The following is a 26,069-nucleotide window of genomic DNA, read 5'->3' as shown; positions in this document are numbered from 1 at the left end:
TGAAAAGGTCAGTATCATGAGTGAAACCACCCTTCCTCAAAACACCGAATACGGCGCGGACAGCATCAAGGTCCTCAAGGGCCTCGATGCCGTGCGCAAGCGTCCGGGCATGTATATCGGCGATACCGAGGATGGCTCCGGCCTCCATCACATGGTGTTCGAGGTAACCGACAACGCGATCGACGAGGCCCTTGCCGGCCACTGCGATCTTGTCACCATGACCCTGAATGCTGATGGCTCCTGCTCGGTCACCGATAACGGTCGCGGCATCCCCGTGGATATCCACGAAGGGGAAGGCGTATCGGCGGCGCAGGTGATCATGACCCAGCTGCACGCCGGCGGTAAGTTCGACCAGAACAGCTACAAGGTCTCGGGCGGCCTGCACGGCGTGGGCGTATCCGTGGTGAACGCGCTTTCCGATTGGCTTGAGCTCCGCATCTGGCGGAACGGCAAAGAGCATTCCATGCGTTTTGAGCGCGGCGAAGCGGTCGAAGACCTGAAGGTGATGGGTGATGCCAAGCCCGGCCAGAAGGGTACTGAAGTGACCTTCCTGCCGTCGGTGGAGACCTTCAAGAATATCGAGTTCGATTTCGAGCGGCTTGTGCACCGTTTCCGCGAGCTTGCCTTCCTGAACTCCGGCGTGCGCATTCGCCTGGCCGACAAGCGCCACGCCGAGCCGAAGGAAGTCGAGCTTTACTATGAGGGTGGCATCACCGCGTTCGTGAAATATCTGGACCGCAACAAGACGTCCGCCATTGGTGAGCCCATCACCATCATGGGCGAGCGTGACGGCATCACGACCGAACTGTCGCTGCAGTGGAACGACAGCTATCACGAGAATGTCTTCTGCTTCACGAACAACATCCCGCAGCGCGATGGCGGCACCCACCTTGCGGCCTTCCGCGCCGCGCTCACCCGCTGCATCAACGCCTATGTCACCGAATCCGGCATGGCGAAGAAGCTGAAGGTGCAGCTGTCGGGTGATGACGCCCGCGAAGGCCTCACGGCTGTGCTATCGGTAAAAGTTCCGGACCCGAAATTTTCGAGCCAGACCAAGGACAAACTGGTGTCGTCCGAGGTGCGCCCGGCCGTTGAAGGCCTTGTCTCCGAGAAGATGACCGAATGGTTTGGCGAGCATCCGAACGAAGCCCGCAATATCATCGGCAAGATCGTTGACGCCGCCGCCGCCCGCGAGGCAGCCCGCAAGGCGCGCGAGCTGACCCGCCGCAAGGGGGCGCTCGATATCGCGTCGCTCCCCGGCAAGCTAGCCGATTGCCAGGAACGCGACCCTGCGAAATCCGAACTCTTCATTGTGGAGGGTGATTCGGCAGGTGGTTCGGCGAAACAGGGCCGTCACCGCGCCACACAGGCGATCCTGCCCCTGCGCGGCAAGATCCTGAACGTGGAACGCGCGCGGTTCGACCGGATGCTGGCATCGAACGAGATCGGCACGCTGATCACGGCGCTCGGCACCGGCATCGGGCGCGAGGACTTCAATATCGAGAAGCTCCGCTACCACAAGATTATCATCATGACTGACGCCGACGTCGACGGCGCCCACATCCGCACGCTCCTCCTTACCTTCTTCTACCGGCAGATGCCGGAGCTGTTCGAGCGCGGCTATGTCTATATCGCCCAGCCGCCGCTTTATAAGGTCGCGCGTGGCAAGTCCGAAGTTTACCTGAAGGACGACAAGGCGCTTGATGACTATCTCCTCGATGCCGGCACCTCGGAAGTCGTGATCGTGGACGCGAACGGCGCCCAGCATGCCGGCGAGGAAATCAAGTTCCTGGCGGGCGAGGCGCGCGCCATCCGCAACCTGATGCAGAATGTGCCGCCGCGCTATAACGCCGGCCTCGTGGAAACCGTCTCGCTTCTGGGCGGTTTCGACCCCGCCCTGCAGGGCGATATCGATGGCCGCACGGCGATTGCCACCCGTGTGGCGGACCGCCTGAACGGCCTTGCCATCAACCCCGACGACGCCGGCTGGTCCGGCAAGGCGGCGGAAGAGGGCGGCTATATCTTCCATCATGAAGTGCGCGGCGTGACCGACGTTCACAAGCTGGATGCCCAGCTGATGGACAGCCAGGAAGCCCGCGGCCTCCATGCCCGCATGAAAGGCGTGCGCGACCTGTTCGCGAGCCCCATCACGCTGACCCGCCGCGAGGACAGCCAGTCGGTCGGTACGCCGCTCGAGATGCTGGCGATCCTCTTCGCCTTCGGTCGCAAGGGCCTGTCGATCCAGCGCTACAAGGGCCTTGGCGAGATGAACCCCGAACAGCTGTGGGAAACCACGCTCGACCCCACCGTCCGCTCGCTTCTGCAGGTGAAGGTGGCGCAGGCCGACACAGCCGACGAGATTTTCTCGAAGCTGATGGGCGATGTGGTCGAGGAGCGCCGCACCTTCATCCAGGACAACGCTCTGAACGTCGCCAACCTCGACGTTTAAACGTCGGCAGGCAGCGATCATCTTGTCGGGTGATACATAAAGTGCAACGGGTGACGCATTAAATGCATCTCCGTGACACATAAAGTGCAACAGGTTGCAGCTTTGGTGTTTTGCGCAGTATCCTCTAGCGCTCAGAAGCATTCGATATTGTGCTTATCGGCTCTCCAATTTCCGCCCGTTTAGACTTGGATCTGCATGGATGGAAATCCGACAAGTATACTCGTATAAGACGAATGAATTCTTGACATGAGCTGGTGGCACAGCCTTCAATTGAGGCAATGAAACCCAACCATACTGGGACTGACCTGCTTCAATGAATCAAAACAACTCAAGTTTTTCACCCGACCAATTGAACATTACTAACGAGAATTCCTCGTTATCGCCTTTGGTACTCGCAGCGGCAGAGCTCGCAAGTGAGCAGCGCAGGCGTAAGAGAAATTACGAATTAAAGAGTGTTCATCCGGCGGACGTCTCTATTGAAGAGGAAAAGGGTTGGATTGTTGTCCGTGCTGGTAAGCGCACGACAAGTATGAAGCGACCGAAAAGGCACGATAAGTGGCTAGAAGACCGCGTGTGGTGCCTAATGCATGCGATGGGCTATCCAACCTTAAACGGAACAAACTTCAACATTGAATACACACGACCAGACGGGTCAGCAGGCAAGAAGCAGATTGATGTATATGCCGAAGACGAGGAAACAGCACTTATCATTGAGTGCAAATCGCGAAGCGAACGTGGCCGACGGACATTACAGAAAGATTTGCATGAAACGATTTCTTTACAACAACATTTTCGCGAAGTTGTCTTCAAACGGTTTGAAGGACGCGCAAGACCAAAGATTATCTGGATTTATGTGACCGACAATATTCTATGGTCAGTTCCAGATATCGAGCGGGCTGATGCCTATGACATAAAAATTATTACCGAAAATGAACTTCAGTACTTTGAGACGTTTGTTAAGCATATGGGACCAGCAGGTCGCTTCCAGATTCTCGGGGAATTCTTGAGGGGGCAAAAAGTACCTGGACTCACCGATGTAAAGATTCCCGCGATAAGGGGAAAAATTGGTGGGGAGACATTCTATAGTTTCGTTACGTCACCTCGACATTTGCTGAAAATCGCATTTATAAACCACCAAGCGCTCAACCATCCAGATGGGCGCCCCGCTTACCAACGAATGATTTCAGCTCCTAGAATTAAAGAAATTGGTTCATTCATTGAAAAAGGCGGCTATTTCCCCACAAATATCTTGGTTAACTTTTCAGATGAGCCAAGATTTGATCTTATATCGAACTCTGAGAATACTGACCCAAATATCAAATTTGGTTGGCTGACATTGCCATCAAAATATCGCTCAGCATGGATAATTGATGGGCAACATCGGCTCTACGGCTTTTCCCATCTGGACGAAGCATATCTTGATCAGAGCTTATTCGTTCTCGCTTTTGAAAAAATGGCCGTCCAAAAAGAGGCAGATCTATTCATTACGATCAATCACAAACAAAAAAGCGTCCCCAAAAGTCTGCTTGTTAGTCTTCTAGCAGATATAAGAATGGGAGACGCTGAGCCGACAACTGCTTTGAGTGCGCTTGGGTCAGCTATAGTTAGATCTCTGAACACGGATAAAACTAGTCCATTGATACGTCGGTTTGCGATCCCCGGGGTCCCTCCAGAGCAAAACCAAAATTTGACAATATCCGAAGCGGTAAATGGCATACGTCGCTCTGGATTGATTGGAAAGGTAATGGGCAAATCTGTAGCCCCCGGTCCACTCTCAGCGGAGACCGATGAGGCTACCGTGGAACGAGCAGGATTTATTTTGCGAGGTTATTTCGAAGCGGTTAGGGCAGCCCACCCCCAACGCTGGGAAGCTGGCCGGGAAGCTTATATAGCCGTCAATCCGGGTATTCGTGCTCACCTAACCATAATCGCTGAGTCCATCACATACCTTTCACATAAAAAATCTCTCGATTTTGATTTAATGAAACCTAGTGATTTTGTGGCTCACATTCTGGAGTTCTGTCAGCCAATCTTTGAATATATTGGGCGTGCATCTGATGAAGATATACGATCCAAGTTTTCACGCAAATTTGGCGAAGGCGGTGTCAAGGAGTATGCCTATAATTTGATGAGCATACTACGAGAAGAGACCCCAGACTTTGGTGGGGAAGAGTTTCAGAGATGGATGGAACAAATTAGCTCTGAGAAAATTGATGAGGTAAATCAGTTTTTGATGAAACTATCTGAGCGCCTGACAGACTTTGTTATAGATACTTTGAAGAAAGTCCATGGTACACATCGCCTACCTAGCGATGAGCCAGCTTTTTGGGAAATCGGTGTGGAGAGCGAAAGGATTAGAAGAAATGCTTTCGATGCACAACAAAAAGATAAAGCGCGCAGGAAGCCAAAAGAAGCTTACTTGAACATTGTTGATTTAGCGGAAATTGTGAAACAGCCCAATAACTGGTCACACTTTGAGCATGTATTCAAAAATGCTCGGCCTGGCGAGCGTTCGGGTCAAAAATACTATCTTGGTTGGATTCAGACATTCAATGAGCTTCGAAACATAGCGGCTCACAAAAACCAACTTAAGACCTATACCGACGATGACCTCGAATTCGTTGATTGGCTTCGCTCTGAAGTTAGCCCGAAGGTGCCATTATAATGCGGAAACCCCTTAAGCCATTTCTCAAATGGGCGGGTGGCAAACGTTGGCTCTTTGAAAGTGGCCAGTTCAGACTTCCTGAGTTCAGCGGAAAGTATATTGAGCCCTTTCTGGGGGGGGGCGCGGTATTCTTCGAGAATCAGCCTAGAAATGCGATTTTGAGCGACTTCAATGGGCGACTGATTGAGTTATATCAGCAGATTAGAGATAATCTGGAGGATTTTGAAATTCTCTTGGCAGGACATGCAGAATCACATTCCAAGGAATACTACTATCAAACTCGTGCACAGCAATTTGATTCTGCCGTAGAAAGAGCAGCACAATTTCTCTACCTCAACCGAACCTGTTGGAATGGGTTGTATCGAGAGAACTTAAAAGGCGAATTCAATGTCCCTATTGGCACTAAGCAAACAGTAATTTTTGAAAGCGATAATTTCGGAGCCTGGTCCAAGGCACTTAGGGGCGTCATTTTGGAGAACAAAGACTTCGAGGAAGCAATCAACGAAGCACATACAGGTGATTTTATATTCGTTGATCCTCCGTACACAGTTCGCCATAATTTGAATGGATTTGTTAAATATAATCAGAAAATATTTTCTTGGAATGATCAGGAAAGATTACGTGATGCGTTGAAAAGGGCGCATGCTCGAGGCGTATCATTCGCACTCACCAATGCGGACCATCAAAGTATTAGAGATCTATATTGTGGTTTTGGAGACCAGAAAAAACTTTGGAGGCATAGCGTCATTGCGGGCAACGCAGAAAACCGCACTCTTTCAAGCGAGCTGCTTATTTCTGCCCTTCGTGAATGAAGAATTGAAAAGTGCGGTTTGGCTGGAAAACAGTCCGTCCTTAATATCATCTATATCATCGCCGCCCCGGCCAATCCTTGCTCCATGATGACTGAGCGTGAGACCTGCGTGCGGTCAGGGTTTGGCATTCCTTCCGGTTGCCGCTCAATCTTCAAGCCTTCCGCGACATCCTAGTCGAAGGTCATCAGCCCGATCGATAGCGACCCCAGCACATGCAGGTCTCGCCTAAGCCGGTCGACGATGTTCGTGCCTGCCGGCAGGATGAGCCAGAAATGCCGGAAGAATGTCGCCGACAATCGAGATACGAAAAGGGGAGCATCCAGCTCCCCTTTTTCATTCACCCCTTGGCGGGTAGTTCCGCCTGCAGGATTCGTTCGGCGGTGCGGCGGGCGTCGCGGGCGGCGTCGTCGGGGCCGAACAGGTGGGCCAGCACAATGGCGCCTTCCTTGAGCGTCAGCAGCTCGCGCGCCAGTGCTTCGGGTGCCTTCGCGCCGGCGCGGCGGGCGAGATCGGTGAAATAGATCAGCAGAAGCCTTTTATGCTCGGCGGCCGTGGCGTGGATCGGATGGGCCCTGTCCTGATATTCGGACGAGGCCTTGATGAACATGCAGCTTCTGAAATCCGATTCGCGGAACCATTCATCCAGCGCATCGAAGATCGCCAGCAGCTGGGCGCCCGGCGCCTCGGCGAGCGCCGCCACCCGGCGCATCAGCCAGTTGCGGAACTGTTCATCCCGCAGCCGCAGCACGGCAAGGATCAGATCCTCCTTGGTGCGGAAATGCTTGTAAATGGCGGTCTTCGAGACCCCCGTTTCCTTGGCAAGTTTGTCCATCCCGATTGCGTGGAAGCCACCCTGGTAGAATGTCTTCAACGCCCTCTGGACCAGTTCGTCTCGCTTCGATGCGCTCATGGCCGGCCGCTTTCTCCGAAATACCTATAACATATACGACTCTGTCAACACCATATCACGGTGGCTGGCAAAGGCAATAGCGCCGGAAAATAAAGAATTTTCACGTTTTACCACGGGGGTTTCGGAGAAATTTTCGGGTGATAGGAAAATTTAACGTTGACAGGTCGGTTACCCTTGGTTATTTACATTAACCGATCAGTCAACGTTGGCTGGTTCAAAAAGCAGATACACCGGCGCGGAGGGGAACAAGGCTGGGTCAACAACAGCCCCCGTTCGCAAAAGGTGAAATGAACTGAAAACGACAGCTCAAAAATAACTGAAACCGCACCTCGGACCCCCGAGATGCAACCCGAGTCACACAGGAGAACTGGAAATGAAAAAAATGACTTCTCGATCGGCAGTTGCGGCAATCGGTCTTGCGCTTGCAACCGCCACCTTCGCCATGGGGACCCCGAGCTTCGCGGTCGTCGAAACCTCGACCTCTGAAGTGAATGCCGATGCCCATGGCCTCGCCATGCAGGGCTACGATCCCGTTGCCTACTTCACGGCAGGCGGCCCGCAGAAAGGTGACAAGAAATTTGCCCTTCAGCACACCGGCGGCACCTACTATTTCGCCAGCGCTGAAAACCGCGACACCTTCATGGCCGACCCCGACCGCTACCTGCCGCAATATGGCGGCTTCTGCGCCATGGGCGTAGCGCTTGGCAAGAAACTCGACGGTGATCCGAATGTCTGGAAGATCGTTGACGACAAGCTCTATCTCAACGTCAACAAGGACGTATCGGTCGCGTGGCAGCGCGATATCCCCGGCAACCTCGAAAAAGCCGACGAATACTGGCCGGGCCTGAAGTACCGCACCCCGGCTTCCCTGAACTAAGCCCCCCGAGTGCCCCTCGCCGGGCGGCGGCATCGCTCGCCCGGCACCCTTTTCCCCCTTCATTGAAAGGACAGTCAAATGGACATCAAGAAGGCGACATATCTTTCGGCTGCGGTCGCAGTCGTCATGTCGAACATGGTGGTCGCCTCGGCAGCCGAGGCGCGTGAGCCGCAGGAGAAATGCTACGGGATTTCGAAAGCCGGCTACAATGATTGCGCCGCCGGGCCGGGCACGTCCTGCGCCGGCAGCTCCAAGCGCGACTTTCAGGGCAATGCCTGGAAGCTCGTTCCTAAAGGCACCTGCACCACAATCGAAACGCCTTCCTCGCCCACCGGCTTTGGCCAGCTGAGCGAATACGAGGAAGCAAAGAGCTGACCATGGCTGGCAAGCTCGACATCGCCGGTCCCCCAGCCCCATCCCCCGCTAACCGGCGGGAGCTTGCCCCTGGTGTCGGGGTTGGTCTGAAGCGGCCTCACCTGAAGCAGCTTCTGGCCAACCCCACAAGTATCGACTTTGTCGAGGTCCATGCCGAGAATTTCATGCTCGGCGGACCAAACCTTGAAATGCTGCAGGATGTCGCCAGGGTCTGGCCGGTCTCGGTCCACGGCGTTGCCCTTTCGCTTGGCGGTGACGACCCGCTCGACCGCGACCATCTGGCGCGGCTGCGGCACCTGATCGATACCGTCAAACCGGCGAGCTTTTCCGAGCATATCGCCTGGTCCCGCGACGATGGCATCTATCTCAACGATCTTCTTCCCATCCCCTATAACCGACTGACCATCGACCGGATGGGTGAGAGCATCAACGAGGCGCAGCAATATCTCGGGCGGCGGATTCTCCTTGAAAATCCGGCAAGCTATGTGCGCTTCCGGTCGGACACCCTGTTCGAGGCCGATTTCATCGCGGAACTCGTGCACCGCACCGGTTGCGGCCTCCTTCTGGACCTTAACAATCTTTATGTCTCCGCCCGGAACCACGGGTGGGACATGCGCGACTGGCTCTCCCGCATCCAGCTTGGCGCCGTTGGCGAAATCCATCTGGCCGGCCATGAGCAAAGCCTGGACGAAGACGGCAGCCCCGTCCTGATCGACACCCACGGCGACGCGGTCGCCGATGCTGTCTGGGCGCTTTATGAAGATTTCCTCGCCCTCGCCGGGCCGCGCCCGACGCTGATCGAGCGCGATAACAATATCCCGCCGCTTGCCGAGCTTCTGGTGGAAGTGGATCACGCGCGATTGCTGATGCGGCCGAAACTGGCGGGTGCAGCATGAACCGGGTATTTGCACAGGCGGTCCTCGCGCCGGCGGCGGATGTGCCGCTTGGCATCATCAATACCGGCGGTCGCTTCAATCTTTACCGGAACAATTTTCTGGCGGGCCTGACGGACATTCTCGGCGCCAAATTCCCGGTCACCGGCCAACTGGTCGGGGAGGCCTATTTCGAGGCACTTGTGCGGGCTTTTGTGGGCGATCACCCGCCCGTCTCGCCCATTCTTGACCTTTACGGCGATACCTTCGCCGCTTTTCTGGAGGCCTTCCCGCCGCTCCGTTCGCTGCCCTATCTCCCCGATGTAGCGCGGATTGAATGGGCGCGGTGCGTGGCATCAATCGCCCCGGACCATCCGGTATTCCGGATCGAAAGCAGCGCCGATATCGAAGTGGCGATTGAAACACCGTGCCAGTTGGCGCCGGGTGCCAGCCTCATCCGCTCGCCTTTCCCGGCGGGCACAATATGGGAACGCCATCAGGCCGAAATACTGGCACCGATCCCGGACTGGACCGCGCAAACCATAGCTGTCTGGGCGCAGGACGGCAGGGTCCAGCAAGAGATCATCCCGGCGGATTTTGAGCCGGTTCTGGCCGGGCTTGTGAACAATATTCCCCTGATCGCACTCCTCGACGCGACGGCAACCCAGGAACAGGCCGTCCGCCTGATCGGAGCCTTCGCCGGATTTGTGCAGTCAGGGCTGCTGGTTCCGAACGATGTGAACAATAAAAACAAGGAGCACGACCAATGACCCCTCAAAAAGACACCCCTAATCTGGCAGTCACCTACACGCGCCTCTTCACCCGCATCCCGGCCGATCTCGTTCAACTGACGCTGCGGCTGGGGCTTGCCGGTATTTTCTGGGTATCGGCCCGCACCAAGGTGACAGGCCTGATGACGATCAGCGACAGCACCTATTATCTGTTTGAAGAAGAATATCAGCTGCCTGTCATCCCTGCTGATATCGCCGCACCGCTCGCAACCTATGCCGAGCATGCCTTGCCGGTCCTGCTGCTTCTGGGGCTTGCGACCCGTGTTTCCGCGCTCGGCCTTTTCGTGATGGCGCTGGTGATCCAGCTCTTCGTCTATCCCTCGGCATTCCTCTCCACGCACCTTGGCTGGTTCGCGCTGGCACTGGCGATCATGGCCTACGGCCCGGGACGTTTGTCGCTTGACCATCTGATTGCGCGCCGGGCCAAGCGGGACTGAAGAAACAAGGCTGCCCGCCCTTTCTGCTTGCGGGGCGGGCGCAGGGACGGTACATCCGATTTCAGTTAAGAATTGATCGCAATTTTTTCTGAGCGGACCTCGCCCATGCCCTTTCGCAAGCTGCTGTACTGGCCGCACCTGATCTGCGGTGTCCTCGCCGGCATCGTCATCCTCACCATGTCGGTCACCGGCGTGCTGCTGACCTATGAGAAGCAGATGGTGGCATGGTCCGAACGGCAGTTCGATGTGGTGCCGCCTGAGGGTGCCACGGCCCTGTCGCCCGAGGAACTGCACGCATTTGCCAGTGCGGTGGACCCGTCGCGGCCGGTCGCACGGCTGATTTACCGGAACGATCCTGATGCAGCTGTGGTGGCGGTGCGGGGGCGGAGCGACAAGCTCTATCTCGACCCCTACACCGGCCGCGTGATCGCCGAAGGGCCAACCGCCATGCAGGCCTTCATGCAATGGACCACGCAGTTCCACCGCTGGTTCGCACTTGAAGGTGCCTCGCGCGATACGGCCCGCATGGTGACGGGGGCAGCGAACCTGATGTTCCTGTTCCTCGCGCTTTCCGGCATCTATCTGTGGTTCCCGCCTGTGCTGCGCTGGGTGAATGTCCGCAAGGTGCTGTTCTTCAAGAAGAATGCAAATGCGCACGCGCGCGATTTCAACTGGCACCATGTGATGGGCATCTGGTCGGTCGTGCCGCTTGTGGTGATCACGGCAACTGCTACCGTCTTCTATTATGAATGGGCGAACAATCTGGTTTACCGGCTGGCGGGCGAGGAAGTGCCGGTGCGTGGTGGGCGTGCGCCGGATAAGGCCCCTGGGACAGAAGCAGCTGCATTGGAAGGGGGCGTCGGGCTTTCAGCCATGCTCGCCACTGCCAGCAGCCATCGGCAGGACTGGACCAGCCTCACGCTCGCCTGGCCGAAACCGGCGGACCCGCTGGTGACTTTCACGCTCGATTGGGGCATGGGCGGTGAACCCACGAAGAAGGGCGACCTGCTGATCGACCGGGCAAGCGGCGCGGTTGCCGGATGGGCCGGATTCGAGGACAAGACCCCCGCCAGCAAGGCCCGCAGCATGGTGCGCTTCCTGCACACCGGCGAGGCGCTTGGTGTGATCGGACAGACCATCGCCGGGATCGTGTCGCTTTTCTCCGCCATCATGGTCTGGACCGGGATCGCGCTCGCGTGGCGGAAATATGTGACGCCGCTTCGCCGCAAGCGGGCCTGAGCGGATGGCTACCGAAACCCCGGCAACGAAGGCTTTGAAGGCGGCGTCGGTCGCCTTCGAGACACGCACCTATGACTATGACCCGAAGGGCGAACGGGTAGGCTTGCAGGCTGCCGAAGCCTTGGGCGAGGAACCTTCACGCGTGCTGAAAACCCTGATCGCCGCGGTTGACGGCAAGCCCGTCTGCATCATCCTCGCGTCCGACCGGGAGGCCAGCATGAAAAAGGTGGCCGCTGCCTTCGGCGGCAAGAGTGCGGCCATGATGCCGGTGCCGGAGGCCGAGCGCATCACGGGCTACAAGGTTGGCGGGGTCAGTCCCCTGGGGCAGCGGCGGCGCTTGCCGACCTGCCTTGATGCGGCAGCGCTTGAAGAACCCTATGTGTTCGTCAATGGCGGCAAGCGCGGTCTGCAACTGCGCCTGTTGCCGGCCGACCTGCACACCGCCACCGGCGCCAGCGTTGCGGCCATCACGGCCTGAACGCCTTTTAGCGGTGCTGGTCGATATTGCCGATCAGCATGGTGATACCGGCCTGCAGGCCGCCGGTGACATCAAGGTCAAACCGTTCGCTATCCCTTTCGCGGATCGAAGCCAGCAGTTCGTCGGCGTCTTCTCCTGTGTCGCCAAGGCGGGTGAGGGCCTCGCGGCTCATGGCCAGCGCGCTTTCGACCGTTTCCCGCACCTGATGATCGACGCCGAGCTTGACGAGCTCGATCGCATGCACCCGGTCATAGGCGCGGGCGATCACGGGGACGAGGGGAAACTCGTGTTTCACCAGATCGACGATCTTTGTCACCGATTTCGGATTATCGATGGCCACGATAATAAGGCTCGCGTCTGCCGCGCCCGCTGTCCGCAGGATATCGAGCCGGGTGCCATCGCCGTACCAGACCTTGAAGCCGTAATCGACAACCTCGCGGATCATTTCGGCGTCCGTTTCGATGATCGATACGGTATGGCCGCGCGCCAGCAGTGGCTGGGTGACGATCTGGCCGACCCGCCCGAACCCGATCAGCAGGATATTGGCGCAAAGGTCCTTGGCCTCATCGACACCATCAAGCGAGGTGCCGGCCTCGGGCACCAGTCGGTCATGCAAGAGGAGGATCAGCGGCGTCAGCGCCATCGAGACGATGATAATCGCGCTAAGGATTGCGTTTCCCTGGCCGCTGATGAGGCCGGTTTGGGCTGCGGTCGCGTACAGGACGAAGGCGAACTCGCCGCCCTGGGACATCAGGGCAGCGCGCTCCAGCGCTTCGCGGCGGTCAGCCCGCGCGATGCGGGCGACGATATAGACGACCATCATTTTCAGCGTCATGTAGGCCGGCACGCAGACGGCGATCAGCTGCCAGTTTGCAGCGATAACGTCCAGATCGAGCGCCATGCCGACGCCGAGGAAGAAGAGACCGAGAAGCAGCCCCCGGAAGGGCTCGACATCGGCTTCAAGCTGATGCCGGAACGAACTTTCCGAAAGCAGCACCCCGGCGAGGAAGGCGCCCATCGCCATCGAAAGCCCGCCGGCCTGCATCAGGAGTGCGGCACCAAGCACAACAAGAAGGGCGGCGGCCGTCATCACCTCGCGCGCGCCGAAACGGGCAAGGATCCGGAACATGGGATTGAGAAGATACCGCCCGGCAACGACAAGGGCGGCAATCGCGCCAAGGCCGATGGCAATGCCGGTCAACCGGTCGGCAAGGGTCGCCTCCGCGCCGCCGGGGGCGAGGAAAGCGACAAGCGCCAGAAGCGGCACGATGGACAGGTCCTCGAGAAGCATGATGGCCACGATGCGGCGGCCCTTCGGCAGGTCGGATTGCCCGCGCTCTGCCAACGTCTGCATCACAATCGCGGTGGAGGTGAGGACGAAGCCAGCACCCGCGATGAAGCTTTGTGCCACCGGGAAGCCGAGGGCGATACCGACCCAGACCATCGCCGCGCTGGCCATGCCTACCTGCAGCATGCCCAGCCCGAAAATCTCGCCGCGCATCGACCAGAGCCGCGAGGGCTGCATTTCAAGCCCGATCAGGAACAGGAACAGGACAACGCCGAGCTCAGCCACATGGATGATCGACTGCGGATCGTCGAAGAAGCCGAGCCCGAAGGGGCCGATGGCAAGACCGGCGGCAAGATAGCCGATCACACTGCCAAGCCCGGCGCGGCGGAAGAGCGGCACGGCGATCACGGCGGCACCCAGAAGGACGACGATACCGAGCAGGTTGACCCCGTCATGTGCGGCGCTCGCTGCGGCAGTGATCGCTTCCCCTGTCATGGTCTGTCCTCCGATGGCTTGTCGGCGAGCCGCATGGCGCCTGATGCGATGTGATCATATCAAGCCCGTGTCATGAAAGCATTTTTGTTGTCCGGCACAGGACCGCCCCGCCGCAATCGCCGTGCCGACGCCATTTGTGCCGACAAAGGGCAGGGATGCTGCCGCGATTCTCGACGGCATCCGCAAGGGGCGGGTGTTTGTGGACGCTTCCGGCAGGGCGGATTCCATCCTCGATCTCGCCCTTCAGGCGGGCGGGCACACGTTTGTGATGGGCGAAATGGCCCCTTTCACGCCGTCCGTGGCGCTTTCGGTGACGGTGAAATCGGCAAGCGGCGGTCGCGTGCAGATCATTGAAAACGGAACCGAAACGAAGTCTGTGAGCATTGATAAAGATGACCTCCACACGATGACTTTTGACCATGTTTTGAGGGCTGATACCACATGGGTCAGGGCCAATGTGCGGGAGGCGGATGGGCGCCTTATTCTGGTCGGTAATCCAATCTATCTGGCCCATTAAGTATAAACATCCCGCCAGGGGCTTGCCAGGGCACCCCTATATCCGTTACCTCCACCATCAGCCTGATCTTTATTGTTGAGAGTTATTATCAATTGCAATAAACACGGGCAGTCAGTTCACGTTGTTCGGAGACGCCCGATGAATTTGAATGTCGACCTTAAAGCACGCTCGAGCTCGGCCCCGACCGAGGAGAAGGTTCTGTCCGTGACCCACTGGACGGATTTCCTTTTCTCGTTCCGGATCACCCGGCCGCAGGGCTTCCGCTTCCGGTCCGGCGAATTCGTCATGCTCGGTCTTGCCGGTGAAGGCGAAAACGCCAAGCCGCTGATGCGCGCCTATTCAATCGCCAGCCCCAACTGGGACGAGGAGATGGAATTCTTCTCGATCAAGGTGCCCGATGGTCCGCTGACCTCGCGCCTGCAGAAGATCCAGCCGGGCGATACCGTGCTTCTGGGCCGCAAGCCCGTGGGCACGCTCGTGATGGATGCGCTGAAGCCCGGTCGCAATCTCTATCTCTTCTCCACCGGCACCGGTTTCGCGCCGTTCGCGAGCGTCATTCGCGACCCCGAAACCTACGAGAAGTTCGAAAAGGTGATCGTGACCCACACCTGCCGTGAAGTGGCCGAGCTTGACTATGGCAAGAACCTCGTCCGCGAACTGCAGGAACACGAATATCTCGGCGAGATGGTCGAAGGCCGGCTTTTCTATTTTGATAGCGTGACCCGCGAGACCTATTCGCGCATGGGCCGCATCACCAGCTTCATCCAGTCGGGCGACCTTTACAAGGAACTCGGCCTGCCGCAGCTGGACCCGGCGATTGACCGCGCAATGATCTGCGGCTCGATGGACATGCTGAAAGACACCAAGGCGCTGATGGAAGCCGCCGGCCTTGAAGAGGGCTCGAACGCGTCGCCCGGCGAGTTTGTCGTCGAACGCGCCTTCGTCGGCTAAATCTCAGGCCGCCCGCCCGGCAGCATGGCCTGCCGGGTCCGAGGGCTGCGCCGTCCCCCCTCGCACTGCCATCGCATCCTGCTTCGGTGAAATGCCGAAATGGCGGGTATATTCCCGGCTGAACTGCGACGTGCTCTCGTAGCCGACCTTGAAGGCGGCGTGGGTGACGTTGGCGGCCTCGCATGTCATCAGGCGGCGCGCTTCCAGCAGTCGCAGCTGCTTCTGGAACTGCAGCGGCGTCATCGAGGTCAGCGCCTTGAAATGCTGGTGAAATGATGACGCGCTCATGCAGGCGGTTTCTGCCAGGTCCTGGATGCGGATCGGCTGGTCATAATTGCTTTTCAGGGCATGGATCGCTTTGGCAATGCGCTGGGTGTGGCCGGTGGTCAGCACCAGCCGGCGGATTTCCTGCGCGCCCGGGCCGGTCAGCAGCCAGTAATAAAGCTCGCGGGCGAGTGAAGGGTAGAGGACCGGCACGGCCTCGGGCCGCTCGAACAGCCGTATCAGCCGGGCAAGGCAATCGGCTACCGGGTCGCTCAGCTGATTGACAAGGATGCCAAGCCCGCCTTCAGTCGGGGGGGCTTTCTGCATGTCGATCCCGGCGATCACTTCGCGCATGATGCCGGCATCCAGCTCCAGCGCCATGCCCAGGTAAGGTGCCTTGGTGATGCCGCTGCGCGCCGGCAGGTCGATCCCGACAACCAGCATCTTGCCTTCCGAATATTCAAGGCTGCGGTCCGACAGGGTGACTTCCTTGGCACCGCTCAGGATCACGCACAGGGCTGGCTTGTAAAGCACATGGCGGGGCAGGGTCTGCACCCCGCATTTCATGAACACAAGGTCAGCCAGCGGCGTGGCGATCAGCCCGTCTTCCGGCTGGTGGGGGGCGGTGAAGGCTTCAGCGGCTTCTCTGAGGGCTGCGAACATGACGGTTTCCTTTCAAGCATGAATTTAAGGCCAATCGGCCTGCCGGCCAATACGCTTTGCAGGATTAGGCAAGAAATTCCCGGTATCGGGCATGCAGCATTTTTCCGGGCGGGGCATAGTCACCCTCGACAACAGCCCCCCAACAGGAGAAAGCGACATGAACAAGAAAGAATTCCCCGTCCGCGCCCAGCGTATCGCCCTCATCACCGGCGGCAGCCGCGGGCTTGGCCGCAACACGGCGGTGAACCTGGCCGCCAAAGGCACCGACGTTATCTTCACTTATCATTCGAACAAGGCCGAAGCCGACAGTGCCGTGCGCGCCATCGAGGCCCTCGGCCGCAAGGCGGTTGCCCTGCAGCTGGATGTGGGCGCCACCGCCAGCTTCAAGGCATTCGCAGCCCAGGTGAAAGAAGCCCTGCAGGCCAACTGGAATACCGGCCAGTTCGACCATCTCGTCAACAATGCCGGGGCCGGCCATCATGCCTCCTTCGCCGAGACGACCGAAGAAGCCTTCGATCAGCTTTCGAACACCCACTTCAAGGGCACCTTCTTCCTGACGCAGACCCTGCTGCCGCTGATCGCGGATGGCGGCCGGATCATCAATATCTCGTCGGGCCTCGCGCGTTTCAGCATGCCGGGTTATGCGGCCTATGCCGCCATGAAAGGCGCGATCGAGGTGCTGACCCGTTATCTCGCGAAGGAACTGGGGCCGCGCGGCATTGCCGTCAACACGGTTGCCCCCGGCGCCATCGAGACCGATTTCGGCGGTGGTGCGGTGCGCGATAATGCCGATCTCAACCAGCAGATCGCCTCGATCACGGCGCTTGGCCGGGTTGGTCTGCCGGGCGATATCGGTCCGATGGTCGCCTCACTCCTGTCGGACGATAACAACTGGATCACCGGCCAGCGCATCGAAGCGTCGGGCGGCATGCTCCTCTGAGGGTCACCTCGGGGCCAACAGGAACGCCGGGCAGTGGTTGCACTGCCCGGCGTTTTTCATAGCCACTGACTTTCCAGTTGCACCCCGGCGCATTCGCGGCCATTCCTGCGGGAAAGAATATGGAAGGCAGCAGCATGACCCCCGATCATCCCCTTTTCGCCGGCCCCACCCGGCTTGCCGATATCGTCTTCCCGGGCGACGCCAACCATCATGGCACGCTGTTTGGCGGGACTGGCCTCGCGCATATGGACAAGGTGGCCTTCATTGCCGCCTCGCGCCATGCCCATGTCGATTTCGTCACCGCCTCGTGCGAGCGGATCGATTTCGAGGCGCCGGCCATGATCGGCGATATTGTGGAACTGACCGGATCGGTCGTCCGCGTCGGGCGGAAGTCGCTTTCCGTCGAGGTCGATATGGTGGCGGAAGGGCCGATCACGGGCGAGCGCCGCCATTGCTCGCGCGGGATTTTCAACATGGTGGCGGTGGGGCCGCGCCTTGCGGCAATCGGCGGTGTGCTGCCGCCCCTGACGCCCGCGCCGACGGCACCGGTTGACCCGGCCCTGCATTCGGCGATGGTCGAGATCGTCTTCCCCGAACGCACCAGCCATTATGGCAGCCTGTATGGTGGCCATGCGCTTGCCGCGATGGGCAAGGCCGCTTTCATCGCGGCTTCGCGCCATTCCCGGAAAACCGTGGTGATGGCGGGCACCGAACGGGTCGATTTCACCAACCAGATCCAGAACGGCGAGGTGGTCATCACCCTGCCGCGAATCCTTGCCACCGGGCGCTCGTCGGTCAGGGTGGAGGTGCAGCTCTGGGCCGAAAACCTGCACACGGACGTGCGCCGCCAGTGTGGCAGGGGCGAATTTGTGATGGTCGCGGTGGACGCCACCCACCGTCCTGTGCCGCTTGCACAATGATGAAGCGCGGTAAAAGCGCTAAAGCAGCACGGCCCTGATCCCGTAGGCAACGATACCGAGGGCGATGACGCTGGCGAGCCAGAGCCCGGCAAACCAAAGGAGCCGCTTGCCGAGCGGGCGTTGTTCGCTATCTGGTTCCCCTGCCATCAGTGATAGCCTTCCCCAGGCTTCATCTTGCCGCGGAACACCCAGTAGGCATAGCCCGTGTAGCCGAGGATCAGCGGCAACAGGAAGGCGGTGCCGACCATCAGGAAGCTGAGGCTTTTGTCGGGGGCCGCTGCCTCCCAGATGGTGATTTCCATCGGCACGATATAGGGGAAAAGGCTGATCCCGAGCCCGACGAAGGAAAGCACGAAAAGCCCGATGGTGGCGAGGAACGGCCGATGGTCCATCGCGCGACCAAGCGACCGCCAGAGATAGAAGGCGAGCAGGGCCACGGCAAAGGGCACCGGCGCCACATAAAGGATGGCGGGCCACGCCGTCCATGCCGCCATGAAGCGGGGGTCAAGCGACAGGGTCGCGAGGCTGATGAGCGCGATAAACATCACGGTGCCGATCATGGTGACGCGGGCATAGCGCACGGCTTTGAGCCCCAGCCGGCCTTCGGTTTTCATCACCAGCCATGTGGCGCCAAGGAGCGCATAGCCGATGACGAGGGCGAGACCGGTCAGCAGGCTGAAGGGGGTCAGCCAGTCCCACCAGCCGCCGGCATAGGCGCGGCCCTCGACGGCGATCCCCTGCACAAAGGCGCCAAGCGCGATGCCCTGGCAGAAGCTTGCGACCATCGAGCCGATAGTGAAGGAATGGTCCCATGCCTTGCGGTGGCCCCGGCTTTTCCAGCGGAACTCGAACGCCACACCTCGGAAAATGAGGCCAAGCAACATCAGGATTACCGGCACATAAAGGGCCGGCATCAGCACGGCATAGGCGAGCGGGAAGGTGGCAAAAAGTCCGCCGCCACCAAGCACCAGCCATGTTTCGTTGCCGTCCCACACGGGGGCCACGCTGTTCATGGCGGTGTCGCGGTCCTCATCCGTTTCAAGGAAGGGGAAAAGGATACCGATGCCGAGATCGAAGCCATCAAGGATCACATAGATCAGGATCGCGGTGGCGATAAGGAGCGCCCAGAGAAGCGGCAGATCAATCATGGCGGCCTCCTTCGGCGAGCTTCACATAGTCGGTCGTGTAGGCGGCGGCCCGGGTCGGGCCTTCCGGGACGTGCGCTGGCGTGCCGGGCCGTTCGGCCATCTGGCGCAGGATGTAGACAGTGCCCGCGCCGAACACGATGAAATAGACGACAGCAAAGATGGCGAGCGAGGTGGCAACGGCCGGGGCCTCCACCGGTGAAAGCGAATCGGCGGTGCGCAGCAGGCCGTAAACCGTATAGGGCTGGCGGCCGACCTCGGTGACGACCCAGCCCGCTAGCACGGCGATGAAGCCGGACGGTGCCATCAGGACAGCGGCTTTGCCGAGGAGCGGGCTTTCATAAAGCTTGCCGCGCATCCGTGCGATCAGGCTCCACAGGCCGATGCCGACCATCAGGAAGCCGATGGCCACCATGATGCGGAACGACCAGAAGACGATGAAAACGGGCGGGCGGTCTTCCTTCGGCCAGTCTTTCAGGCCCTGGATCACGCCGTCGGGGTCGTGCTTCAGGATGACGCTCGCGAGCGCCGGCACGCCGATCTCGAAATGGTTGCCCTCGGCCTCGTTGTCCGGCACCGCGAACAGCAGAAGCGGCACCCGGCTGCCGGTTTCCCAGTGGCCTTCCATCGCGGCCACTTTGGCGGGCTGGTGCTCAAGCGTGTTCAGCCCGTGCATGTCCCCCGCGATCACCTGAAGGGGTGCCACGACCAGCGCCATCCACATGGCCATCGAGAACATGATGCGCGCCGGGCGGTTGCTGCGGTCCTTGAGGAGATGCCACGCACCCACCCCGCCAACCACGAAGGCGGTGGTGAGGTAAGCGGCAAGCGTCATATGAACCAGCCGGTAGGGGAAGGAGGGGTTGAAAACAACCGCCCACCAGTCCTCGACGATGAACTGGCCGGCCTCGTTGATGCCGTAACCCGCCGGGGTCTGCATCCAGCTGTTCACGCTGAGGATCCAGAAGGCCGAGAAGAGCGTGCCGACGGCAACCATGAGGGTCGCCATGAAATGCAGCTTCTTGCCCACGCGTTCGAGCCCGAACAGCATGATGCCAAGGAACCCGGCTTCGAGGAAGAAGGCCGAAAGGACCTCGTAACCGAGAAGGGGCCCGAGCACCGGCCCCGTCTTGTCGGCATAGACCGCCCAGTTGGTGCCGAACTGGTAGCTCATCACAATGCCAGAGACGACCCCCATCCCGAAGGCGACGGCGAAGATCTTCAGCCAATAGCGGAAGGTGGTGAGATAGGCTTCATCCCCCGTCTTCAGCCACAGGCCCTCGAGCACGGCAAGATAGGAAGCAAGCCCGATCGAGAAGGCGGGAAAGACGATGTGAAACGAAACGGTGAAGGCAAACTGCGCACGGGCAAGTAGTTCGGCCGTCAGGAATTCCGGCATGGGGGACCCTCCCTGGCTGAAGGTGCATCTCCTGATACGATGAAGGAGAGTGTCCCATGGGAAGGCCGGTCACACAATGCGGCAGGATAGCGCGCGGCAGGTTGCCGCAGGGTGTCAGCGAGGCGGGTGCTTGACCTGGGTCATCCGGTCCACATAGGCGATCCCGACGGCAGACAGGATGAAGACGCTGTGGATGATCGTCTGCCACATCACCGCCTCGCTGGTGATGCGGGCATTTTCAAGCCCGATCGACGAGGCCTCGATGAAGGTCCGCAGAAGATGGATCGACGATATGCCAATGATCGCCATCGCGAGTTTCACCTTCAGGACACCGGCATTCACATGGCTCAGCCATTCCGGCTGGTCGGGGTGCCCTTGCAGACCAAGGCGGGAGACAAAGGTTTCATAGCCGCCAACAATGACCATCACGAGAAGGTTCGAGATCATCACCACGTCAATGAGGCCCAGCACCACGAGCATGATCTGCTGCTCCGAGAAAGTGGTGGCGTGGCTGACGAGATGGACCAGTTCCTTGAGGAACAGAAAGACATACACACACTGCGCCGCAATGAGGCCGATATAAAGCGGGAGCTGCAGCCAGCGCGAGCTGAAGATCAGCATCGGCAGGGGGCGCAGCGGCTTCAGGGGGGCGGGATGGGCGGCAGGCTGGTCGGTCATGATTGTCCCTGTTTTCCTTTCTGGGGGCTTGGCGGCCTCTAGCAGATAGGGACAGGGCCCGGCAAGCGCAACCGGCACAAAGAAAAAGAGGGCCGGTCTCTAAGGAACCGGCCCCCGTGAGTACATCCTTTCAAGGGGGCCTTGTCAGGATGTGAGGGACAAGTGGGCGCCGACCCCGCCTCCCCTCCCAAGGGACAAGGCCGGCAATTCTGTCAGTCCGGGCGGGGCGCCCTCCGCTGCCCCGTGGACTGGCCGCCTGTTCCGCCAAGGCTAAAGAAGCGGAACAGGCGGGGTGGCTGTTATTCGGCCGCCACGAATTGTGCGGTCTCGGTCGATTCGCCCATGGCGGTGGTCGACGCCTGACCTTTGGTGATGGCTTGTGCAACTTCGTCGAAGTAGCCGGTGCCAACCTCGCGCTGGTGGCGCGTTGCGGTGTAACCGTCTTTTTCCGAAGCAAACTCGGCCTGCTGCAGTTCCGAATAGGCAGCCATGCCGCGGTCGCGGTAGCCCGAAGCCAGTTCGAACATGCCGTAGTTGAGGCTGTGGAAACCGGCCAGCGTCACGAACTGGTATTTGTAGCCCATGGCGCCCAGCTCACGCTGGAACTTGGCAATCGTGTCCTTGTCCAGCTTGGCTTCCCAGTTGAACGACGGCGAGCAGTTGTAAGCCATCATCTTGCCGGGATAGGCCTTCTGGATCGCTTCGGCGAATTTCTTCGCGTCTTCGAGGTTCGGGGTCGAGGTTTCCCACCACAGCAGGTCGGCGTGCTTGGCGAACGCAAGGCCGCGGGCGATGCAATGGTCGACGCCGGCATCGAGATGGAAGAAGCCTTCCGAGGTGCGGCCCTTGTCCTTCAGGATGAAGGCATGGTCGCGCTCGTCAACGTCCGAGGTGATGAGCTTGGCGGATTCGGCGTCCGTACGGGCGATGATGATCGACGGCGTACCGCAGATGTCAGCGGCCAGACGGGCGGCCTGCAGGTTCTGCTCGTGCGCTTGCGTCGGGATCAGCACTTTGCCACCGAGGTGGCCGCATTTCTTCTCGGCTGCCAGTTGGTCTTCGAAGTGAACGCCCGAGGCGCCGGCCTCGATAAAGGCCTTCATGATCTCGAAGGCGTTCAGCTTGCCGCCGAAGCCGGCTTCGGCGTCGGCAACGATGGGGGCGAACCAGTCGCGCTTCGCACCGCCCTCGGCATGTTCGATCTGGTCGGCACGCTGCAGGGTGCGGTTGATGCGACGGCAAAGCTCAGGAGCAGCATTCGCCGGATAGAGCGACTGGTCCGGATACATGGCGCTCGCGGTGTTGCTGTCGGCGGCTACCTGCCAGCCCGACAGGTAAATGGCCTTCAGGCCGGCGCGAACCATCTGCATGGCCTGGTTGCCGGTCATGGCACCGAGGCTGTGGACATAGTCTTCGGTATTGAGGAGATCCCACAGCTTGCGCGAGCCACGGTCGGCGAGCGTGTGCTGAACCTGTACCGAACCGGCGAGACGCTTCACATCTTCGAGCGTGTAGTTGCGCTCGATATATTTGTAGCGGTCTTTTTCAACGCCGAGGTAGGATTCGAAGGTTTCCTTGGTCATGTCACTTACTCCGTTCGGGGAACTGGTTTTTTCGGTTATTGGATGAGGCCGTAGGCCGGGGTTGTCAGGAATTCGGCGAGCTCGTCAGCGAAGACGAGATCGAGGAACAGTTTGCCGGCATCTTTGAAGCGGCCGTTTTCAAGGGTTTCGGTGCCCAGCGCTTCCTTCAGCCCCGCCATTTCGCTGTCATAAAGCGACTGGACGAGGGCGCGGTCGACCGTGCGGCCGTCATCGAGCTTGGCGCCGTGATAAAGTTGCTGCCAGATCTGGGTACGGCTGATTTCGGCCGTGGCGGCATCTTCCATCAGGTTATAAAGCGGCACAGCGCCCTTACCCTGCAGCCAGGCTTCGATATATTGAACGCCGACCCGGATATTCTCGCGCAGGCCCTTCTCGGTCGCCTGGCCCTGATGTGGTTCCAGCAGATCGGCGGCGGTGATGGTCACATCCTCGCGCTTGCGGATGATCTGGTTGGCTTGCGGCATCAGCTTGTTGAAGACCTCAAGCGCCACGGGCACGAGCGCGGGGTGCGCCACCCACGTGCCGTCGTGGCCGTTGGCGGCTTCGCGTTCCTTGTCGGCGCGGACCTTGTTGAAGGCGGCCTCGTTGGCGGCTTCATCATTCTTCACCGGGATCTGGGCTGCCATGCCGCCCATCGCATGGGCGCCGCGCTTGTGGCAGGTCTTGATCAGGAGAAGCGAATAGGCGCGCAGGAAGGCCTTGCCCATCGTCACTTCGGCGCGGTCCGGCAGCAGGTACGCCGGGTTTTTGCCGATGCGCTTGATATAGCTGAAGATATAGTCCCAGCGGCCGCAGTTGAGGCCGACGATATGATCCTTCATGGCATGGAGGATCTCGTCCATCTCGAACGCGGCGGGCAGGGTCTCGATCAGGATCGTGGCCTTCAGGCTGCCATGCGGCAGCCCGAGGGCGGCTTCGGCATAGGCGAAGACATCGTCCCAAAGGGCAGCTTCCTTGTGGCTCTCCAGTTTCGGCAGGTAGAAATAGGCGCCGGTGCCACGGTCCAGCAGCTTGGCTGCCGAATGGAAGGCATAAAGGCCGAAATCGAAGAAGCTGGCCGAGATCGGCTGGCCGTTCAGTTCGGCGTGGGCCTCCAGCATATGGAGGCCACGCGGGCGAACTTTCAGAACAGCAGTCTTTTCGCCGAGGGCGTAGGACTTGCCGTTCGACGGATCGTTGAAGGTCAGCTTGCCGTCGGCGTAATCGATCAGGTTGATCTGGCCGTCGATCATATTGGCCCAGGTCGGCGCCGAGGCATCCTCGAAATCGGCCATGAAAACATTGGCGCCCGAATTGAAGGCGTTGATCATCATCTTGCGGTCAACCGGCCCGGTGATCTCGACGCGGCGATCCTTCAGGTCAGCCGGCGTGCCGAGGATGGTCCAGGGCTTGTTGCGGATGTCGGCGGTCTCGGGCAGGAAATCCGGCAGCTCGCCGGCGTCGAAACGCTTCTGGCGCTCGGCACGGGCTTCGATGAGCTTGGCGCGACGCGCGCCGAAGCGGGCTTCAAGGTCAGCAATGAAGGCGACCGCGTCCGCCGTCAGCACACGCGCCGTGCGCTCATCGGTCTTGCCGGTGATCGTAAGGCTGAGCGGAGCGCTTTTCTGGAGCGTCGAAGCCGTCATGTTCCTGTCCCTTTCTTCAATCGTAACGAATGTGTCGGCAACAATGTTGCGGTGACAGGACCAGTATCCCACCTGATATTTCTTGTGCAATTGCGAAATGTTACAAAAAGTGTCTGATTGTATGTGTTTGTTTATGTAAAAAAGTTGATATGTAAATTTTGTATGAGTAGGATGAAAGGCGTGATTTGAAGGAGCAGGGCCATGGCCGAAGCCGCCCAGAAAAAGATTTTCGCGGGGCCGCGTATCCGGCGGCTCCGGCGTGAGCTTGGCCTCAGCCAGGCGCAGATGTCGGCGGCCCTCGGTTTTTCAACGAGTTACCTGAATCTGGTGGAGCGTAACCAGCGCCCGGTTTCGGCCCAGTTCCTCTTGCGGCTCGCTGAAGTTTACGACGTGGAGCTGGCCACATTCGCCGGCACCGACGAGGCCCGCGCCTTCGCCGACCTCACCGAGATCATGGCCGACCCGATGTTCAAGTCGCTCGGCCTCACGCGTGGGGACATGCAGGACATGGCCGATGCCGCCCCGAAAGGGGTCGAGGCCTTCAACCTTCTTTACAGTGCGCTGCGGCAAGCCCGGCAGGCGGCGAGTGATTTGTCGAATCAGGTGGTAGACCGCACCGGGGCGGCGACTGAAACCGTGGTGCCGGTGGATGAGGTGCGCGATTTCCTGCATGACCGGCGCAATTATTTCCCCGAGCTTGATGAAGCTGCCGAATCGCTCCATACGGAACTCGGGCTCGACCGCGACGACCCGTTCCTGCTGCTTTCCGCCCGGCTTGATGAAGAGCACGGCGTGCGCGTGCGGATCATGCCGCACGAGGTGATGCCGGAAACGCTCCGGCATTTCGATTTCCACCGGCGGCAGCTGCAGCTTTCGGAACTGCTGGACCGGCAGGCCCGCCAGTTCCAGATCGCGTTCCAGCTGGCACTTCTCGAACAGCGCCCGCTGATCCAGCGCCTGTCGGAGATGCCGACCTTTCAGACGGATGAAGCGCATCGTCTGTTGCGCATCAGCCTCGCCAACTATTTCGCTGCTGCCCTCATAATGCCTTATGGCCGGTTTCTGAGGGATGCCCGCGCGCTGAAATATGATGTGGAGCATCTGGGCCGCCGCTATGGCTGCAGTTTCGAACAGGTCTGCCACCGGCTGACGACGCTGCAGAAACCGGGGGAGCGCGGCATCCCCTTCTTCCTTGTGCGGGTGGACAAGGCGGGGAATGTGTCGAAGCGCTATTCGGCGGGGCGCTTCCATTTCACCCGCTTCGGCGGCACCTGCCCCTTGTGGAGCGTGCATGACACCTTCACCACCCCGGGCCGGATCGTCACGCAGATCATCGAGATGCCGGACAAGACGACCTATTTCACCCTGTCGCGCACGGTGCGGCGGGTGGGGGCCATCTTCGGCGCGCCGGACCAGCAGGTGGCCATTGGCCTTGGCTGCGATATCGGCCACGCGCGGGACCTGATTTACGCCAAAGGCCATGATCTCGAGAATATCGATGCCACACCGGTTGGCCCCGATTGCCGCCTGTGCGAACGGCCGAACTGCCCGCAGCGCGCGCATCCGCCGCTCACCCGGGCGCTGATCCTGGATGAACGGTCGCGCGGAATTTCGTCCTATCGCTTCTCCTCGGAATAGGTCTGCTATATAAGGGGCCAAACTCAGGGGTGGCCTT

General features: G+C 59.6%; 24 protein-coding genes. 15 read left to right on the top strand and 9 right to left on the bottom strand.

Translation table 11 applies throughout. From position 1 onward, the window contains the following. Positions 1 to 16: 16 nt before the first annotated feature. The 3 genes from gyrB to PH603_RS01120 all read left to right on the top strand — a co-directional run bounded on the left by gyrB (position 17) and on the right by PH603_RS01120 (position 5,926). A complete protein-coding gene (gyrB, locus tag PH603_RS01130; protein ID WP_289504078.1) occupies positions 17 to 2,449 on the top strand; it encodes a DNA topoisomerase (ATP-hydrolyzing) subunit B in 2,433 nt (810 codons plus the stop codon). Positions 2,450 to 2,762: 313 nt separating this feature from the next. Continuing rightward, entirely contained in the window at positions 2,763 to 5,114 is a 2,352-nt protein-coding gene (locus tag PH603_RS01125; RefSeq protein ID WP_289504077.1) for a DGQHR domain-containing protein, read from the top strand. Next, a complete protein-coding gene (locus PH603_RS01120) occupies positions 5,114 to 5,926 on the top strand; it encodes a DNA adenine methylase (RefSeq protein ID WP_289504076.1) in 813 nt (270 codons plus the stop codon). The genes PH603_RS01125 and PH603_RS01120 overlap by 1 nt, the downstream gene beginning before the upstream one ends. A 337-nt stretch (positions 5,927 to 6,263) precedes the next feature. On the opposite strand, the gene PH603_RS01115 is transcribed toward PH603_RS01120, so the two are convergent. Further along, entirely contained in the window at positions 6,264 to 6,836 is a 573-nt protein-coding gene (locus PH603_RS01115) for a TetR/AcrR family transcriptional regulator (RefSeq protein WP_289504075.1), read from the bottom strand. 382 nt (positions 6,837 to 7,218) lie between these two features. Here PH603_RS01115 and PH603_RS01110 point away from each other — a divergent pair, with 382 nt between their 5' ends. The 7 genes from PH603_RS01110 (at position 7,219) to ybaK (ending at position 11,905) form a co-directional block, all read left to right on the top strand. After that, positions 7,219 to 7,713 carry a YHS domain-containing (seleno)protein gene (locus PH603_RS01110; RefSeq protein ID WP_289504074.1) on the top strand — a complete coding sequence of 165 codons (495 nt, stop codon included), beginning with the start codon at positions 7,219 to 7,221 and terminating at the stop codon, positions 7,711 to 7,713. Between the two features lie 78 nt (positions 7,714 to 7,791). After that, positions 7,792 to 8,088, top strand: coding sequence for a BufA1 family periplasmic bufferin-type metallophore (locus tag PH603_RS01105; RefSeq protein WP_289504073.1), 297 nt, complete (start codon positions 7,792 to 7,794; stop codon positions 8,086 to 8,088). 2 nt (positions 8,089 to 8,090) lie between these two features. After that, positions 8,091 to 8,984 carry an MNIO family bufferin maturase gene (gene bufB / locus PH603_RS01100; protein ID WP_289504072.1) on the top strand — a complete coding sequence of 298 codons (894 nt, stop codon included), beginning with the start codon at positions 8,091 to 8,093 and terminating at the stop codon, positions 8,982 to 8,984. Next, positions 8,981 to 9,730, top strand: a complete 750-nt coding sequence (locus PH603_RS01095) for an HvfC/BufC family peptide modification chaperone (protein WP_289504071.1) — start codon at positions 8,981 to 8,983, stop codon at positions 9,728 to 9,730. Before bufB ends, PH603_RS01095 begins: the two co-directional genes overlap by 4 nt. Next, on the top strand, positions 9,727 to 10,188 hold the full coding sequence (locus tag PH603_RS01090) for a DoxX family protein (protein WP_289504070.1): 462 nt from the start codon (positions 9,727 to 9,729) through the stop codon (positions 10,186 to 10,188). The genes PH603_RS01095 and PH603_RS01090 overlap by 4 nt, the downstream gene beginning before the upstream one ends. Positions 10,189 to 10,293: 105 nt before the next feature. Then, positions 10,294 to 11,427 (top strand): PepSY-associated TM helix domain-containing protein, encoded by a 1,134-nt coding sequence (locus PH603_RS01085; protein ID WP_289504069.1) that lies wholly within the window; start codon positions 10,294 to 10,296, stop codon positions 11,425 to 11,427. A 4-nt stretch (positions 11,428 to 11,431) separates the two neighbouring features. Next, positions 11,432 to 11,905: a Cys-tRNA(Pro) deacylase gene (gene ybaK, locus PH603_RS01080; RefSeq protein WP_289504068.1), complete on the top strand. Its 474-nt coding sequence runs from the start codon at positions 11,432 to 11,434 to the stop codon at positions 11,903 to 11,905. A gap of 7 nt (positions 11,906 to 11,912) precedes the next feature. On the opposite strand, the gene PH603_RS01075 is transcribed toward ybaK, so the two are convergent. Then, the gene (locus PH603_RS01075; RefSeq protein WP_289504067.1) at positions 11,913 to 13,688 is read right to left on the bottom strand and encodes a monovalent cation:proton antiporter-2 (CPA2) family protein; all 1,776 of its coding nucleotides are present in this window, start codon (positions 13,686 to 13,688) and stop codon (positions 11,913 to 11,915) included. 199 nt (positions 13,689 to 13,887) lie between these two features. Here PH603_RS01075 and PH603_RS01070 point away from each other — a divergent pair, with 199 nt between their 5' ends. Further along, positions 13,888 to 14,205 (top strand): CehA/McbA family metallohydrolase domain-containing protein, encoded by a 318-nt coding sequence (locus tag PH603_RS01070; protein ID WP_289504066.1) that lies wholly within the window; start codon positions 13,888 to 13,890, stop codon positions 14,203 to 14,205. 138 nt (positions 14,206 to 14,343) lie between these two features. Then, complete coding sequence (locus tag PH603_RS01065) at positions 14,344 to 15,156, top strand: ferredoxin--NADP reductase (RefSeq protein ID WP_289504065.1); 813 nt, start codon at positions 14,344 to 14,346, stop codon at positions 15,154 to 15,156. Between the two features lie 3 nt (positions 15,157 to 15,159). Here the strand turns inward: PH603_RS01065 and PH603_RS01060 are convergent, their stop codons facing one another. Beyond that, on the bottom strand, positions 15,160 to 16,083 hold the full coding sequence (locus PH603_RS01060; RefSeq protein WP_289504064.1) for an AraC family transcriptional regulator: 924 nt from the start codon (positions 16,081 to 16,083) through the stop codon (positions 15,160 to 15,162). 157 nt (positions 16,084 to 16,240) lie between these two features. Between PH603_RS01060 and PH603_RS01055 the strand changes: the two genes are divergently transcribed. Both PH603_RS01055 and PH603_RS01050 read left to right on the top strand, forming a co-directional pair. Next, a complete protein-coding gene (locus tag PH603_RS01055) occupies positions 16,241 to 17,023 on the top strand; it encodes an SDR family NAD(P)-dependent oxidoreductase (protein WP_289504063.1) in 783 nt (260 codons plus the stop codon). A gap of 119 nt (positions 17,024 to 17,142) precedes the next feature. Beyond that, positions 17,143 to 17,943 carry an acyl-CoA thioesterase gene (locus PH603_RS01050; protein WP_289504062.1) on the top strand — a complete coding sequence of 267 codons (801 nt, stop codon included), beginning with the start codon at positions 17,143 to 17,145 and terminating at the stop codon, positions 17,941 to 17,943. An 18-nt stretch (positions 17,944 to 17,961) separates the two neighbouring features. Here PH603_RS01050 and PH603_RS01045 read toward each other — a convergent pair whose 3' ends face one another. The 6 genes from PH603_RS01045 to aceB all read right to left on the bottom strand — a co-directional run bounded on the left by PH603_RS01045 (position 17,962) and on the right by aceB (position 24,394). Continuing rightward, the gene (locus tag PH603_RS01045; RefSeq protein ID WP_289504061.1) at positions 17,962 to 18,090 is read right to left on the bottom strand and encodes a DUF2474 family protein; all 129 of its coding nucleotides are present in this window, start codon (positions 18,088 to 18,090) and stop codon (positions 17,962 to 17,964) included. After that, positions 18,090 to 19,091 carry a cytochrome d ubiquinol oxidase subunit II gene (gene cydB / locus PH603_RS01040; protein ID WP_289504060.1) on the bottom strand — a complete coding sequence of 334 codons (1,002 nt, stop codon included), beginning with the start codon at positions 19,089 to 19,091 and terminating at the stop codon, positions 18,090 to 18,092. The genes PH603_RS01045 and cydB overlap by 1 nt, the downstream gene beginning before the upstream one ends. Continuing rightward, positions 19,084 to 20,487: a cytochrome ubiquinol oxidase subunit I gene (locus PH603_RS01035; protein ID WP_289504059.1), complete on the bottom strand. Its 1,404-nt coding sequence runs from the start codon at positions 20,485 to 20,487 to the stop codon at positions 19,084 to 19,086. Before PH603_RS01035 ends, cydB begins: the two co-directional genes overlap by 8 nt. Positions 20,488 to 20,601: 114 nt before the next feature. Then, a complete protein-coding gene (locus PH603_RS01030) occupies positions 20,602 to 21,165 on the bottom strand; it encodes a TIGR00645 family protein (RefSeq protein ID WP_289504058.1) in 564 nt (187 codons plus the stop codon). A 299-nt stretch (positions 21,166 to 21,464) separates the two neighbouring features. Beyond that, complete coding sequence (gene aceA, locus PH603_RS01025) at positions 21,465 to 22,748, bottom strand: isocitrate lyase (RefSeq protein WP_289504057.1); 1,284 nt, start codon at positions 22,746 to 22,748, stop codon at positions 21,465 to 21,467. A gap of 35 nt (positions 22,749 to 22,783) precedes the next feature. After that, positions 22,784 to 24,394 carry a malate synthase A gene (gene aceB, locus PH603_RS01020; RefSeq protein WP_289504056.1) on the bottom strand — a complete coding sequence of 537 codons (1,611 nt, stop codon included), beginning with the start codon at positions 24,392 to 24,394 and terminating at the stop codon, positions 22,784 to 22,786. A gap of 201 nt (positions 24,395 to 24,595) precedes the next feature. Here aceB and PH603_RS01015 point away from each other — a divergent pair, with 201 nt between their 5' ends. Beyond that, positions 24,596 to 26,032 (top strand): helix-turn-helix domain-containing protein, encoded by a 1,437-nt coding sequence (locus tag PH603_RS01015; RefSeq protein ID WP_289504055.1) that lies wholly within the window; start codon positions 24,596 to 24,598, stop codon positions 26,030 to 26,032. Positions 26,033 to 26,069: the final 37 nt, after the last annotated feature.

This window comes from Gimibacter soli (assembly GCF_028463845.1).
GTDB lineage: Bacteria > Pseudomonadota > Alphaproteobacteria > Sphingomonadales > Kordiimonadaceae > Gimibacter > Gimibacter soli.
Note: the sequence above shows the minus strand (reverse complement) of the source record. Positions and strands in the feature narration are given on the sequence as shown.